Source organism: Mesorhizobium sp. STM 4661 (assembly GCF_000359125.1).
In the GTDB taxonomy this organism is placed as follows: domain Bacteria; phylum Pseudomonadota; class Alphaproteobacteria; order Rhizobiales; family Rhizobiaceae; genus Mesorhizobium.
Genome location: NZ_CAAF010000047.1, coordinates 176,009 through 189,771 on the forward strand (window position 1 = coordinate 176,009; position 13,763 = coordinate 189,771).

The 13,763-nt window shown below is 64.2% G+C and carries 11 protein-coding genes; 8 read left to right on the forward strand and 3 right to left on the reverse strand.

Going from position 1 to position 13,763, the window contains the following annotated elements; all coding sequences use genetic code 11:
* The first annotated feature begins 225 nt into the window (after positions 1 to 225).
* On the forward strand, positions 226 to 1,038 hold the full coding sequence (locus MESS4_RS15060) for a MipA/OmpV family protein (RefSeq protein ID WP_006332212.1): 813 nt from the start codon (positions 226 to 228) through the stop codon (positions 1,036 to 1,038).
* A gap of 22 nt (positions 1,039 to 1,060) precedes the next feature.
* Here the strand turns inward: MESS4_RS15060 and MESS4_RS15065 are convergent, their stop codons facing one another.
* Both MESS4_RS15065 and MESS4_RS15070 read right to left on the reverse strand, forming a co-directional pair.
* A complete protein-coding gene (locus MESS4_RS15065; protein ID WP_006332213.1) occupies positions 1,061 to 1,495 on the reverse strand; it encodes an RES family NAD+ phosphorylase in 435 nt (144 codons plus the stop codon).
* Between the two features lie 2 nt (positions 1,496 to 1,497).
* The gene (locus MESS4_RS15070) at positions 1,498 to 1,872 is read right to left on the reverse strand and encodes an antitoxin Xre/MbcA/ParS toxin-binding domain-containing protein (RefSeq protein WP_006332214.1); all 375 of its coding nucleotides are present in this window, start codon (positions 1,870 to 1,872) and stop codon (positions 1,498 to 1,500) included.
* A gap of 379 nt (positions 1,873 to 2,251) precedes the next feature.
* On the opposite strand from MESS4_RS15070, the gene ileS reads away from it, so the two are divergent.
* A complete protein-coding gene (gene ileS, locus MESS4_RS15075; RefSeq protein WP_006332216.1) occupies positions 2,252 to 5,227 on the forward strand; it encodes an isoleucine--tRNA ligase in 2,976 nt (991 codons plus the stop codon).
* 295 nt (positions 5,228 to 5,522) lie between these two features.
* Positions 5,523 to 6,209: a hypothetical protein gene (locus MESS4_RS15080; protein ID WP_006332218.1), complete on the forward strand. Its 687-nt coding sequence runs from the start codon at positions 5,523 to 5,525 to the stop codon at positions 6,207 to 6,209.
* A gap of 134 nt (positions 6,210 to 6,343) precedes the next feature.
* Here the strand turns inward: MESS4_RS15080 and MESS4_RS15085 are convergent, their stop codons facing one another.
* Positions 6,344 to 6,796: a nucleoside deaminase gene (locus MESS4_RS15085; RefSeq protein ID WP_006332219.1), complete on the reverse strand. Its 453-nt coding sequence runs from the start codon at positions 6,794 to 6,796 to the stop codon at positions 6,344 to 6,346.
* A gap of 181 nt (positions 6,797 to 6,977) precedes the next feature.
* Between MESS4_RS15085 and MESS4_RS15090 the strand changes: the two genes are divergently transcribed.
* From MESS4_RS15090 to MESS4_RS15110, 5 genes are all read left to right on the forward strand, one after another.
* Positions 6,978 to 9,008 carry a pseudouridine synthase gene (locus tag MESS4_RS15090; RefSeq protein WP_006332221.1) on the forward strand — a complete coding sequence of 677 codons (2,031 nt, stop codon included), beginning with the start codon at positions 6,978 to 6,980 and terminating at the stop codon, positions 9,006 to 9,008.
* The gene (rsmD, locus tag MESS4_RS15095) at positions 9,005 to 9,559 is read left to right on the forward strand and encodes a 16S rRNA (guanine(966)-N(2))-methyltransferase RsmD (protein WP_006332223.1); all 555 of its coding nucleotides are present in this window, start codon (positions 9,005 to 9,007) and stop codon (positions 9,557 to 9,559) included. Before MESS4_RS15090 ends, rsmD begins: the two co-directional genes overlap by 4 nt.
* 178 nt (positions 9,560 to 9,737) lie before the next feature.
* Positions 9,738 to 11,093 (forward strand): pitrilysin family protein, encoded by a 1,356-nt coding sequence (locus tag MESS4_RS15100; RefSeq protein WP_006332225.1) that lies wholly within the window; start codon positions 9,738 to 9,740, stop codon positions 11,091 to 11,093.
* A 152-nt stretch (positions 11,094 to 11,245) separates the two neighbouring features.
* Entirely contained in the window at positions 11,246 to 12,592 is a 1,347-nt protein-coding gene (locus MESS4_RS15105) for a pitrilysin family protein (RefSeq protein ID WP_036241329.1), read from the forward strand.
* Entirely contained in the window at positions 12,589 to 13,458 is an 870-nt protein-coding gene (locus tag MESS4_RS15110; RefSeq protein ID WP_006332229.1) for a patatin-like phospholipase family protein, read from the forward strand. The genes MESS4_RS15105 and MESS4_RS15110 overlap by 4 nt, the downstream gene beginning before the upstream one ends.
* Positions 13,459 to 13,763 lie beyond the last annotated feature (305 nt).

A 13,763-nucleotide genomic window follows, 5' to 3' on the forward strand; every position in this document is an offset into this window, starting at 1 on the left:
GCTAGGGTTAATATGGCTATTGCCAAATTCAACAGCAGCCGCGACAGCCGCTGGCGCATTCCAGACGTCTTGATCTGGGATCTTGGCGCGCCATGCAATTGGCTGCCAACAGTCCGGCCAGCGCCGCCGATGATACGGATATTAAGTCAAATTTTACCGAACGAGCGCCATGGCTTCTGTGAAGGCTGGTTGTGTCGGCCAACGTGTTTGACGTAAGGAGTAATGATGCGTTCTGTCCGAGCGATCCCGGTGGTTCTGGCCGCCTTCATACTTGGCCCCCCCGGTGTCGCCGAAGCCGGCGAGGGCGCTTTCGGCTGGCTCTCCGGCGACTGGTATCTGACGGTCGGCGCCACCGGCCTGGTCGCCCCGGACTTCGAAGGCAGCAAGAGCTATATGCTCGGCGCCCAGCCGATCATCTCGCTTGGCAAAGCTGGTCCCGCGGCCCGCTTCACCTCGCGTAACGACAACATCTCGCTGGCGTTGATCGACGATGGCGGCATTCGTGCAGGTTTGACCGGCAAGATCCTTTTTTCGCGCGATGGCGGCGACGCCGACGAGCTGAAAGGTCTCGACCCGGTACGCTGGGGCGGCGAGGCCGGCGGCTTCTTCGAATTCTATCCGCTGGACTGGCTGCGCGCCCGCGCCGAATTGCGGCACGGCATTCGCGCCCATAACGGCTTTGTCGTCGACATCACCGCCGACGCCTTCTACGATGTAACGCCGGAGGTCAGGATTTCGGGCGGACCGCGTGTTTCGTTCGCCTCATCGGACTATTTCGACGCCTATTACGGGGTCAATGCCGAGGAGGCCGTGGCTTCCGGCCTCAGCGAATACCATCCGGGCGGCGGCGTGAAATCGGCGGGTCTCGGCGGGGCGGTGACCTGGAAGGTGACCGAGCCGATGACGGCCAGCCTGTTCGGCGAATATTCGCGCCTGATGGGTCCGGCGGCCGATTCCAGCCTGGTCAAGGAGCGCGGCGACCGTAACCAGTTCACGATCGGCGTGTCGACGACCTACCGCTTCGACTTTTCGACGTGAGTGTACAACCGCACGGCCCGCTTCATTTGATCAGGCGGCTGTCGAACGGATAACGGTATACGCCGGCAATGGTGATGCGCGGCGCGTCGTCATGGTTTGGGTTGAGTAGATAGTTGCTCGCTTTCGGCATTATGGCCGATGGAATTTTCATAAGCGCATGGCGATTGGCTGAGAGAAAGTCCGCGCCCTGCCGCCGGGTCGATTCGACATCCTTGTCCCAGCCGTCACCGATAACCGGTTCAATAGTTTCGATGCCTTCTGGAACGTCAATTTCGATAAGCTGGTAGGTCTCCGGAACGGTTTGGCGCGTGGCATGCACCAGAATCTCCAGAAGTGCTGTTGAGGGGTGATCGGTGCAATAGACGATCGGCGTCCCTTGCCTGTGCCACCTCCCATCGATAAGCATTCCGCCGCGACCTGAAAGATCAGCGAAATTGGAGATGCGCCAGAGGCGCATCGTCAGGCAAACATGCCGTAGTCGATGCGGATAAGCTCCTCGAAAACGACATGGGCGCCGGTTTCCGTCTCGAGCAAATCGATCGGCCTTGCGCCGTCCAATGCGATAATCTCGCTGCGCAGCCAACGCTGGGCCTTCTCATGGCTGCCGAATACCCGATCCGCATGTTCGGCGATACGCTCCAGGCGCAGGGCGCGGTCGGATTCAGCAGGCGAAAGCGGCTCGGCATGTTCCTTGCGGCGCGCGAGTGTGCGCCGCGGCGCGACGATACGGTAAAGCTCGTCGCTGCTGAAGCCGAGACCCCGCAGGTGATCGATCTTGTCCGTATTGACGGAAAAGTCGGGTGTGGGGCGAATTGCCTTTGCGGTGGCCGACACAGGCGTATCCTTCTGTAGTCTGCTGGTTGCCGTATGCCCATCAATATATGCGCAATTGGCACATACTGCAAGAGACGCGCCACGAGTTCGGGCTTTCCAACAGGGCCGGCCTCGTCTAAAAGCCCGACTATGACGCACTTTACCCGCGCTTTGGCGATTGCGATACGAATTACCGGCCCGGTGTTCCGGGCGGCCTGAGCCGCCGGAGCCGCCGGGAATCTTGCGCGTGCCCTCTCGCGCTTTTTCCAGATCATCAACGCATATCGCCCAAAAGTGGGTCCGGTTTTGGGAAAACGATATGTGTCAAAGCGAAGACTTCAACGCCCGAGCTCCTTTGCCGCCGGGCAATGCACATGGCAGACCAATGACCGACACCCCAATGACCGATACCGTTGAAACGATCGACTATTCCAAGACGCTTTATCTGCCGCGGACGGATTTCCCGATGCGCGCCGGCTTGCCCGAGAAGGAGCCGCTGCTGGTCAAGCGCTGGCAGGACATGGACCTCTATCGCAAGCTGCGCGAAAGTGCGGCCGGCCGCACCAAATACGTGCTGCATGACGGCCCGCCCTACGCCAACGGCAACATCCATATCGGCCATGCGCTGAACAAGATCCTCAAGGACGTCATCACCCGCTCGTTCCAGATGCGTGGCTACGATTCGAATTACGTGCCCGGCTGGGACTGCCATGGCCTGCCGATCGAATGGAAGATCGAGGAGCAGTATCGCGCCAAGGGCAAGAACAAGGACGAGGTGCCGGTCAACGAGTTCCGCAAGGAATGCCGGGAATTCGCCGCGCACTGGATCAAGGTGCAGGGCGCGGAGTTCCAGCGGCTGGGCGTCGTCGGCGACTTCGACAATCCCTATACGACAATGGCCTTCCATGCCGAGGCGCGCATCGCCGGCGAGCTGTTGAAATTCGCCCGGTCGGGCCAGCTCTATCGCGGCTCCAAGCCTGTGATGTGGAGCGTGGTCGAGCGCACCGCGCTGGCCGAAGCCGAGGTCGAGTACCAGGACTATGAGAGCGACACGATCTGGGCGAAGTTTCCCGTCGTCAGCCTCGCGCGGCCTGTTACCGCCGCCGAAGACGGGCAGCCGGCAACGCTGACCGAGACCGCGCTCGACCTGATCGAGGCCCATGTCGTCATCTGGACGACGACGCCCTGGACCATCCCCGGCAACCGCGCCGTCAACTATTCGCCACGCGTTGCCTATGGCCTTTACGAGGTGACGGCGGCCGAGAACGCCTTCGGTCCGCAGCCCGGCGAAAAGCTGATCTTCGCCGATGCGCTGGCCGAGGATTCCGCCGCCAAGGCAAAGGTCACCTTGAATCGTCTTCATAGCGTTTCGGCCGAACAGCTTGGAAGCCTTACGCTTTCGCATCCCCTCAAAGGGTTGAACGGCGGCTACGAATTCCCTGTGCCGATGCTCGCCGGCGATCATGTCACCGACGATGCCGGCACCGGCTTCGTCCACACTTCGCCAAGCCATGGCCGTGAGGATTTCGATGCCTGGACGGATGCCGCATCGGATCTGCAGGCGCGCGGCATCGACACGGCGATCCCGTTCCCCGTCGACGATGCCGGCTTCTTCACCAAGGACGCGCCGGGCTTCGGTCCGGACCGCGAAGGTGGGCCGGCGCGCGTCATCGACGACAATGGCAAGAAGGGCAACGCCAACCAGGCGGTCATCGACGAGTTGATCAAGCGCAACGCGCTGTTCGCGCGCGGCCGGCTGAAGCACAGCTACCCCCATTCCTGGCGCTCGAAGAAGCCGATCATCTTCCGCAACACGCCGCAATGGTTCGTCTATATGGACAAGGATCTCGGCGACGGCACGACGCTGCGCAGCCGCGCGCTGAAGGCCATCGACGACACCCGTTTCGTGCCTGGGGCGGGCCAGAACCGCATCCGCGCCATGATCGAGGAACGTCCCGACTGGGTGCTGTCGCGCCAGCGCGCCTGGGGCGTGCCGATCGCCGTCTTCGCCGACGAGGACGGTAATGTGCTGAAGGACGAGGCCGTCAACCAGCGCATCATGGACGCCTTCGAGACGGAGGGCGCCGACGCCTGGTTCGCCGCCGGCGCCAAGGAGCGTTTCCTCGGCAATCACGATGCCTCGAAATGGCATCAGGTGATGGACATCCTCGACGTCTGGTTCGATTCGGGCTCGAGCCATGTCTTCACGCTCGAGGACCGTCCGGACCTGAAATGGCCGGCCGACGTCTATCTCGAAGGCTCGGACCAACATCGCGGCTGGTTCCACTCCTCGCTGCTCGAAAGCTGCGGCACCAGGGGCAGGGCGCCTTACGACACCGTCGTCACCCATGGCTTCACCATGGACGAGGAAGGGCGGAAAATGTCGAAGTCGCTCGGCAACACCGTCGTGCCGCAGGACGTCATCAAGCAGTCGGGCGCCGACATCCTGCGGCTGTGGGTGGTGACGACCGACTACTGGGAAGACCAGCGGCTCGGCAAGAATGTGCTGCAGACCAACATCGACGCCTACCGCAAGCTCAGGAACACCATCCGCTGGATGCTTGGCACGCTCGCCCATGACGATGGCGAAGAAGTGCCACTGGACAAGATGCCGGAGCTGGAGCGGCTGATGCTGCACCGTCTGGCCGAACTCGACGAGGTGGTACGTTCGGGCTACGACGCGTTCGAATTCAAGCGCATCACCCGCGCGCTGCTCGACTTCATGGTGGTCGAACTGTCGGCCTTCTATTTCGACATCCGCAAGGACGCGCTTTACTGCGACGCGCCGTCCAGCGTGAAGCGCAAGGCTTCCGTGCAGGTGGTGCGCCATCTGTTCGACTGCCTGGTGAAATGGCTGGCGCCGATGCTGCCCTTCACCATGGAAGAGGCCTGGCTCGACCGTTATCCCGACGCTGTCTCGCTGCATCTCGACCAGTTTCCGCAAATCCCGGCCAACTGGAACAACCCTGATCTGAGCGAAAAGTGGAAGGCGATCAAGCAGGTACGCCGTGTTGTTACCGGCGCTCTGGAGATCGCGCGGGCGCAAAAGGTGATCGGCTCCTCGCTGGAGGCGGTGCCGGTCGTCTACCTTGATTTTCCTTCAATTAATGAACTGATCGATGAAGTTGGCATGGCCGAGATCGCAATTACCAGCGGACTGACATTTTCATTTGAAAAAGCTCCGGCGGATGCCTTTAGTCTCGATGATGTGCCAGGCATGGCTGTCGTGGTCGAAAAAGCCGAGGATCGTGGCCTGGTCAAATGTGCGCGCTCCTGGCGCTATACCGCCGATGTCGGCAGCGACGCGGAATTCCCCGATGTTTCGGCACGGGATGCCGCTGTGCTGCACGAGTTGAAGGCGCTTGGCCGTATCTGATGCATGTCGCCCAAAAGCTTGCCCACGGGCTTGACCCGAGGGTGTCAGCGGGCTTGACCCGAGGGTGTCAGTGGTTTTGGGATAACGACATGCACGGGCACCATATCGGTGCACAAATGCCACGGCGGGCGGCTGATCGGCCCCCGCGCGTTGCCCTTAACGGGTGGTTGAGGTAAACACGCGAAACTCCGGCCGACAAATTGTCGCCGGATTTCCGTCGCAAGTGCATGGACGATGGGGACCGGACCTTTGGCCGGTGGCGATCGAGAGGCTGTCTAGAGTGGAACTTTTTGGCATGACCGAGAGAACTCGCGCGCGCGTTGCGCTGCTGGCGCCGCTTGTCGTATCGGGCTTCGCCCTCTCCGGCTGCATGGGCTCGCCGACATATGGAACGGACAAGAGCGCCGGCGCGCAGCTTGCCGGCGATCTGACCAGCGCCTTTTCTATCTCTCCCCAGAGCAAGGAACGGATCGACTACAAGCCGCGCCCCGAACTGGTGAAGCCGGGACCGGGGCAGAAGGAAAACCTGCCGCCGCCGCAGGAAAGCATCGAGACGGCGAGCGCCGACTGGCCCGAATCGCCCGAGCAGCGCCGCGCTCGCCTGCGCGCCGATGCCACCGCCAATCAGGACGACCCGTCCTACCAGTCGCAGATCGTCGACGACGTGCAGACGGATCCGGCCTCGGTGAAGAAGGCGATGGCGGACTCGGCCTCCAGCCACCCGCCGGCCTGGTCACCGGCGGATTCGGACAAGGGCCGCGCCGACGAGATCAAGCGCCGCCAGGCCGAAGCCAACCAGGGTGATCCGAACACCCGCAAATATCTCAGCGAACCGCCCGTGCAATATCGCGTTGCCTCCGACACCGCGCCGCAAAACGACCTCGGCGAGGACGAGTACAAGAAGGAACGCCGCCTCAAGAAGGAGTCGGCCGCCAAGAGCAAGAGCGGCAGCGGCTGGTTCGACTGGCTGCCGTCCTGGTGAGATCTTAGGGCGCACCGCTGCAGAACGAAAGCGGTAGCGGTCCTTCACACCCTCCTCTGGCCGGCAGGCCAGAGGGGGGTACTGTCCCGCCGGCATCGAAAAGGTTCCGCGACACCGCCTGGCTTCTGTCGCCCTTACGGTTCGCGCCGCTCCCGGAAGAAATCCTTCAGAAGCAAGGCTGCCTCGCTTTCCGCCAGGCCCGGATAGATGTCGGGCACATGATGGCAGGTGGGCGAGGCAAAGAAGCGCACGCCATTGACCACCGCGCCGCCTTTTTCGTCGGCGGCGCCGAAATAGAGCCGGCGCAGCCTGGCGAAGGAAATGGCGCCGGCGCACATGGCGCAAGGCTCCAGCGTGACATAGAGATCGTGGCCGGTGAGCCGCTCGCTGGAGAGCTTGCGGCAGGCTTCGCGGATCGCCAGCATCTCGGCATGCGCCGTGGGGTCGGCAAGCTCGCGGGTGCGGTTGCCGGCTTTTGCCACGACCGTATCGCCACTGGCGACGACCGCGCCAACCGGCACTTCGCCGCGTGAGGCGGCGGCTTCGGCCTCGCGCAGCGCCAGCGCCATGAAATCCGGCCGCTTCACGCGGTTTCCATTCCGATTATCCCCTCGCTACTCGACGGCGATCCTGTTATCTAGCGCATGATCCCCGAAAACCGGAATCGGTTTTCGCTGGGGATCGTGCGCAAAATCAAAGTACCGCAGCGTCATTTGCGCGTCCGTGAGGACCCACGGCGCTGTAGCGGCGCAAACGAGCAAAGGCCACATGGACGACAACGACAAGAAATTCCCGCGCCAGAAAGGTCCGGGCAAAAGCGGTCCGAGAGCGGCGGGGCCGCGCCGCGATGGCGCCGCCGGCAAGGGCGGCAAGCCGTCTTTCGGCGCCAAGAAACCTTATGCGCCCCGCGGCGCCCGGCCAATAGCGGCCGAGGGCAAGCGGCCGAAGCGCGACTTCAAAAGCGGCGACAAGCCGTTTCGCAAAGGACCGCGTCCCGAAGGCAAGCCCTTCGAGAAGCGCGAAGGTCCGCGCAAACCATACGCGCCGCGCGGCGATCGTCCGATGGCAGCCGAAGGCGAGCGGCCGCAGCGCGATTTCAAGCGCGAGTACAAGCCGCGTGAGCCAGGCGAAGCGCGCGCTGAAAGACCGTTCCACAAAGGTCCGCGCCCGGAAGTCAAGCCGTATGAGAAGCGCGACGGCGCGCGCAAGCCTTACGCACCGCGTGGCGATCGTCCGCTGGCAGCCGAAGGCGAACGGCCGAAGCGCGACTTCAAGCCGCGCGGCGACCGGCCTGCTGCCGCGGCGGAGGGTGGTGAAAGACGCTTCGAGCGTCCCAAACGCGATTTCGGCGATCGTCCCAAGCGGGACTTTAGCGACCGTCCCAAGCGGGACTTCGGTGGAGATCGGCCGCCCCAATCGACCTTCAAGCCGCGCTCGCGTCCTGCCGAGGCAACGGAAGAGGCCGGCGAACGCATCGCCAAGCGGCTGGCCCGTGCTGGCCTCGCCTCGCGCCGTGACGCCGAGGAGCTGATCGCGGCCGGCCGCGTCAAGGTCAACGGCCGGGCTCTCACCTCGCCGGCCTTCAACGTCATGCCGGGCGATATCATCCATCTCGACGGCATGGAGATCCCGCCGATCGAGCGCACAAGGCTGTTTCTGTTCCACAAGCCGGCCGGCGTGGTGACCACCAACCGCGACCCAGAGGGGCGCAAAACCGTGTTCGACGTGCTGCCGGCCGATTTGCCGCGGCTGATGACCATCGGCCGGCTCGACATCAACACCGAAGGGTTGCTGCTGCTCACCAATGATGGCGGCCTGTCGCGCGTGCTCGAACTGCCGGCCACCGGCTGGCTCAGGCGCTACCGCGTGCGCGTCCACGGCAAGGTCGAGGAAAGCGCGCTCGCCGGCTTGCGTGAAGGCATCGCCGTCGACGGCGTCTTCTATGGCGCGATCGAGGCAAGCCTGGACCGCGAGCAGGGTTCGAATGCTTGGCTGACCATTGGTCTGCGCGAAGGCAAGAACCGCGAGGTCAAGAACATCCTGGGTTCCCTCGGCCTCGATGTCACACGGCTGATCCGCATTTCCTACGGGCCGTTCCAGCTCGACGAGCTGCCGGAGGGCCATGTGCTGGAGATCAAGGGCCGGGTGCTACGCGACCAGCTCGGCGAGCGCCTGGTCGAGGAATCCGGCGCCAATTTCGACGCCGAGATCACCAAGCCGTTCTCCAACAAGCCGGTGCGGCGCACCGAGCCGCGCCAGGAAGAGGTCGAGCGGCCGAAATTCACGCGTGACGGCGAGCGCCGGCCGATCGGCGAGGGCGGGCTGATCAAGAACCGCAAGCGCAGGGAAGGCAGCCGCGACGAGGCGTTGGGCAAGCTCTCGACAAGTCCCGAAAGAAGCGCGCGGCCAGAAAAGAGCTTCGGCGAGCGCGGCCCCAGACCCGAGCGCGGCGGCTTCGGCGACAAACCCCGTGGCGGTTTTGGCGACAAGCCTCGCTTTGGCGGCAAGCCGGGCGGCGGCAAGAAATCCGAGCGCGAGCAGCGGCCGATCGAGCCGCCTGGCCAGCGCAAGGCCAATGTCTGGATGGCGGCGGGCGCGCGGCCGATCGGCAAGGGCAGGGCGGAGGCCGATGCCGTCAAGGCGGCCGAGACCAAGGCACGCAAGGCTTCGTTCAAGCCAGCCTATGGCAAGCCAACTGGCGCCAAGCCATTCGGCAAGCCGCGTGGCGAACGTCCCGATGGCGGCGGCAAGGGCGGTGAGCGACGGGGCGGCGGCCCCAAGGGTCCCAGAACGAGATGAGAATCGTCGGCGGTGAGTTTCGCGGGCGTCCGCTGGCGACGCCGCGCAGCAATTCCATCCGCCCGACCACCGACCGCACCCGCGAGGCGGTGTTCAACGTGCTGGCGCACCGCTTTCCGCAAAGCCTTGAAGGGGCGCGCGTGCTCGACCTCTTCGCCGGCACCGGCGCGCTCGGCCTCGAAGCGCTGTCGCGCGGCGCATCCTATGGCGTCTTCATCGAGGAATCGGCCGAGGGACGCGGCCTGATCCGCACCAATGTCGAGGCTTTCGGGCTCACCGGCCGCACCAAGATTTTTCGACGCGACGCCAGCGCCTTGGGCGAGGCCGGCACGCTTTCGGCTTTTGGCCTGGTCTTTGCCGATCCGCCCTATGGCAAAGGCCTCGGCGAACGTGCCCTGCGCTCGGCCAAGGCCGGCGGCTGGCTTTTGCCGGGCGCGCTCTGCGTGGTCGAGGAGGCAGCAGCGGCGCCGTTTGAGGTTGGGCCGGGATTCTCGGTGGTGGATGAGCGGGATTATGGCGAGACCGTCGTTCGGTTTATCGAGGTTGGGTGAGCGGGCGGAGATATTGCGATTGAGGTCGTTCGGTCGAGTTCCTTCGCGCCCGCCTCTGTCCTGCCGGATGCGCCATGGAGCGGGGGCGAGGAACTGGGCGCCTTCAAAATGACGAACAATTCACTTTGCCTCAGCCTTCAACCCTGCCTATCGTCGCCCATGACAACCGGAGCCATCGATGAAACCTTCTGAATGGCTGCGCGGAACGCTGCTGACCACCACGCTGGCCCTGGCGACGACCCCAGCGCTCGCCGCCGACGATGGCACGGTGACGAATTTCCTGCTCGACAATGGCATGGAGGTGGTGGTCATCCCCGATCACCGCGCCCCGATCGTCACCCATATGGTGTGGTACAAGATCGGCAGCGCCGACGAGCCGCCGGGCAAATCCGGCATTGCGCATTTCTTCGAACATCTGATGTTCAAGGCGACGACCAACCATGCCGCCGGCGAGTTCGACCGCGCCGTCTCGGCCATCGGCGGCTCCAACAACGCCTTCACCTCCTATGACTACACCGCCTTCCACGAGACGGTGGCGCCGTCCGCGCTCGGTGAGATGATGAGCTTCGAGGCCGACCGCATGCGCAACCTCATCCTCACCGACGATGTCATCAACACCGAGCGCGACGTCATCCTGGAGGAGCGCCGCTCGCGCATCGACAGCAACCCGCAAGCGGTGCTGGAAGAGGAGGTCGACGCCACGCTCTGGCAGAACCAGCCTTACCGCATTCCGGTGATCGGCTGGATGCAGGAGATGGAGCAGCTGAACCGCACCGACGCCAAGGCTTTCTACGACAAATATTACACGCCCAACAACGCCGTGCTGATCGTTGCCGGCGACGTCACGCCGGAAACGGTCAAGGCGCTGGCCGAAAAAACCTATGGCAAGGTCGCGCGCGGCCCGGACCTGCCGCCGCGCATCCGCCCGATCGAGCCCGAGCAGAACACCAGACGCACGGTGACGCTGACCGACGCGCGCGTTTCCGTGCCGGCCTTTACCACGCAATGGGTGGTGCCGTCCTATCACACGGCAAAGCCCGGCGAGGCGGAAGCCCTCGATTTGCTGGCCGAGATCCTCGGCGGCGGCAATCGCAGCCGGCTCTACCAGCAGCTCGTCGTCAGCCAAGGCATTGCCGCCGCCACTGGCGCCTATTTCCAGGGCGCCATGCTCGACGCCACCAATTTCACCGTTTATGGCGCGCCGCGCGGCGACGCCAGGCTGGCCGATGTCGAGGCCGCGGTCCACGCCGAAATCGCCCGCATCGCCAGCGGCGGCGTCACCGAGGACGAGCTGGAGAAGGCCAAGGACCGCTATATCAGGTCGATGATCTTCGCCCGCGACAAACAGGACGACATGGCCAACATGTATGGCGCGACATTGGCCACCGGCGGCAATGTCAGGGATGTCCAGGAATGGCCGGACAGGATCCGCAAGGTCACCGCCGACGAGGTCAAGGCCGTCGCCGCGAAGTATCTCAAGCTCGACCATTCGACGACAGGCTATCTGCTGCCGCAGACACAGGCGGGGAATTGATGATGACGAATCTCAGCCCCATGCCCGTTCGCGAGACCCCCTCATCCGACCGCTTCGCGGCCACCTTCTCCCCGTGGAGAAGAGGCTTGCGCCGGCGCTGGCAGGCTCCTCTCCCCCACGGGGAGAGGTCAGCCGAGCGAAGCGGAGGCTGGGTGAGGGGGAGCGCCGACCTTGGCAAGTGGCGCGTTGCTCTCGCCACCCTCCTCCTCGCCCTCCTCTTCCTCATTCTCCCGCCACTCACCGCCCGCGCGGCCATGAACATCCAGCAGGTGACCTCGCCCAAGGGCATCACCGCCTGGCTGGTGGAGGATTACTCCGTGCCGATCATCGCCATCCGCTTTGCTTTCGATGGCGGCTCGACGCAGGACCCCGAGGGCAAGGAGGGGCTGGCCAATCTGATGACCGGCCTGTTCGACGAGGGCGCCGGCGATCTCGACAGCGAGGCCTTCCAGGCAAAGCTGGACGAGGTCGGCGCCGAGATGAGCTTCGATGCGCGGCGCGACGGCACCTATGGTTCGATGCGCATGCTGGCCGAGCAGCGGGACGGGGCGTTCGACCTGCTCGGCATGGCGATCAACCACCCGCGCTTCGACCAGGCGCCGATCGACCGCATCCGTTCCCAGGTCCTGTCCGGCATCATCGCCAACGAGCGCGACCCCAACACCATCGCCCAGACCAAATGGCTGCGGGCGATCTACGGCACGCATCCCTATTCCAGGCCGGACGAGGGCACCAGGCAGAGCATCGCCACCATCATGCCGGCCGATCTCGCCGTCTTCCACAAGGCGAATTTCGCCCGCGGCGGCCTGCATGTCGCGGTGGTCGGCGCCATCGACGCCGAGACGCTGAAGCAGAAGCTCGACGCCGTCTTCGGCGACCTGCCGCAAAGCCAAGCGCTCGCCCCCGTCGCCGATGTCGATCCAAAGCTCGGGGAGCTTGTCGAGGTCGATTACGACCTGCCGCAGACCTCGCTGCAGCTCGCTTATCCCGGCGTCAACCGCGAGGCGCCGGATTTCTTCGCCGCCGCGCTGATGAATGAGATCCTCGGCGGCTCGGCCTTCACCTCGCGCCTCTACGAAGAAGTGCGCGAAAAGCGCGGCCTGGCCTACAGCGTCAGCTCCGGCCTGGTCGACCACCGGCATGCCAATGCCCTGGTCGTCACTACCGCGACGCGTTCCGACCGCGCGGCCGAGACGCTGGCGCTGGTGCGCAAGGTGATCAAGGAGATGGCCGAGCAGGGCCCGACCGAAGCCGAACTCGAGGCGACCAAGAAATACATGGTCGGCGCCTATGCCATCAGCAATCTGGATTCCTCGAGCTCCATCGCCGCGACGCTGCTCGAACTGCAGCTGGACAAGCTCGGCATCGACTATATCCAGCGCCGCGCCGCCCTGATCGACGGCGTGACGCTGGACCAGGTCAAGGCGGTGGCGAAAAAGCTGCTGTCGCCCGAGCCTTCCATCATGGTCGTCGGCCCGGCCCTGGGGGGCAAGGGATGAGCCCCACCTTCGGCATCGCCTTTGGCGGCGGCGGCGCGCGCGGGCTGGCGCATATCCATGTCATCGAGGCGCTGGACGAGCTCGGCATCAGGCCGGTGGCGATATCGGGCTCCTCGATCGGCGCCATCATGGGCGCCGGCATGGCCGCGGGCATGACCGGCAAGGACATGCAGGACTATACGCGCTCGGTCCTCTCGCGCCGGGTCGAGGTGGCCACCCGCATGTGGCGCGCCAGGCCTGGCACCTTCGCCGAGGCGCTGCAGGGCGGCCTGCGCGTCAGCCAGTTCAATGTCGAGCGCATCCTCAGGGCATTCCTGCCCGACGCCATCCCCGAAAGCTTCGCCGAATTGAAGATCCCGCTGAAGGTGACGGCGACCGACTACTACGGCCACAGGCTGAAAGTGATCAGCGACGGCGAGTTGCATTCCGCACTTGCCGCCTCGGCGGCCATTCCCGCCGTGTTCCGCCCGGTGATGCGCGACGGCCGCCTGCTGATCGACGGCGGCATCTACAACCCCGTGCCTTTCGATCTGATTGAAAAGGACGCCGACATCATCATCGCCGTCGACGTCGTCGGCGCGCCCACCGAGGCCGAGCGCAAGCACCCGACCTCCGTCGACCTGATGTTCGGCGCCACGCAGTTGATGATGCAGTCGATCATCGCCAACAAGCTGAAACAGTGCCGCCCCGACATTCTGGTGCGCCCGGCGGTGTCGAAATACCGCGTGCTCGACTTCATGAAGATCGACGCCCTGATGAACGAAACGGTCGATATCAAGGACGAGCTGAAGCGGGAGATCGAGCTGGTGATGGAGGCGAGGGCGGGGGTGGCTGTGAAGGGCAGGCGCGGGAAGAGGGTGGGGTGAGCTGCTAATCTCCCCCCTCGAGGGGGGAGATTGGCCGTCATCGGCGCCCCGCCTCAAGCCTTCTGAGCAATGTCTGCCCTGGCTTTTTGCCACGCTATGTGAAGGACCATCGCCACTCCCGGTTGCTCGAAATGCTGTCGAGAGCAGGCCTTCCGAGCTCCTAGAGCAATTCCAGGAAAAGTGTGAAACGGTTTTCCGTCCGGAATTGCGTCAAAACAAAGAGATAGAGTGGTTCGGCGTTTCTGTGAAACGATGAACCGCTCTAGCTGTGAGCTTTTGAATTCGAGTGCCCACCCACAGGTGGC

Bases quoted from the DNA above. Each gene is read 5' to 3' on its own strand.
- MESS4_RS15110 (WP_006332229.1), top strand. From the start codon at position 12,589: ATGAGCCCCACCTTCGGCATCGCCTTTGGCGGCGGCGGCGCGCGCGGG.
- MESS4_RS15100 (WP_006332225.1), top strand. From the start codon at position 9,738: ATGAAACCTTCTGAATGGCTGCGCGGAACGCTGCTGACCACCACGCTG.
- MESS4_RS15060 (WP_006332212.1), top strand. From the start codon at position 226: ATGCGTTCTGTCCGAGCGATCCCGGTGGTTCTGGCCGCCTTCATACTT.
- rsmD (WP_006332223.1), top strand. From the start codon at position 9,005: ATGAGAATCGTCGGCGGTGAGTTTCGCGGGCGTCCGCTGGCGACGCCG.
- MESS4_RS15090 (WP_006332221.1), top strand. From the start codon at position 6,978: ATGGACGACAACGACAAGAAATTCCCGCGCCAGAAAGGTCCGGGCAAA.
- MESS4_RS15065 (WP_006332213.1), bottom strand. From the start codon at position 1,495: ATGCGCCTCTGGCGCATCTCCAATTTCGCTGATCTTTCAGGTCGCGGC.
- MESS4_RS15080 (WP_006332218.1), top strand. From the start codon at position 5,523: ATGACCGAGAGAACTCGCGCGCGCGTTGCGCTGCTGGCGCCGCTTGTC.
- ileS (WP_006332216.1), top strand. From the start codon at position 2,252: ATGACCGATACCGTTGAAACGATCGACTATTCCAAGACGCTTTATCTG.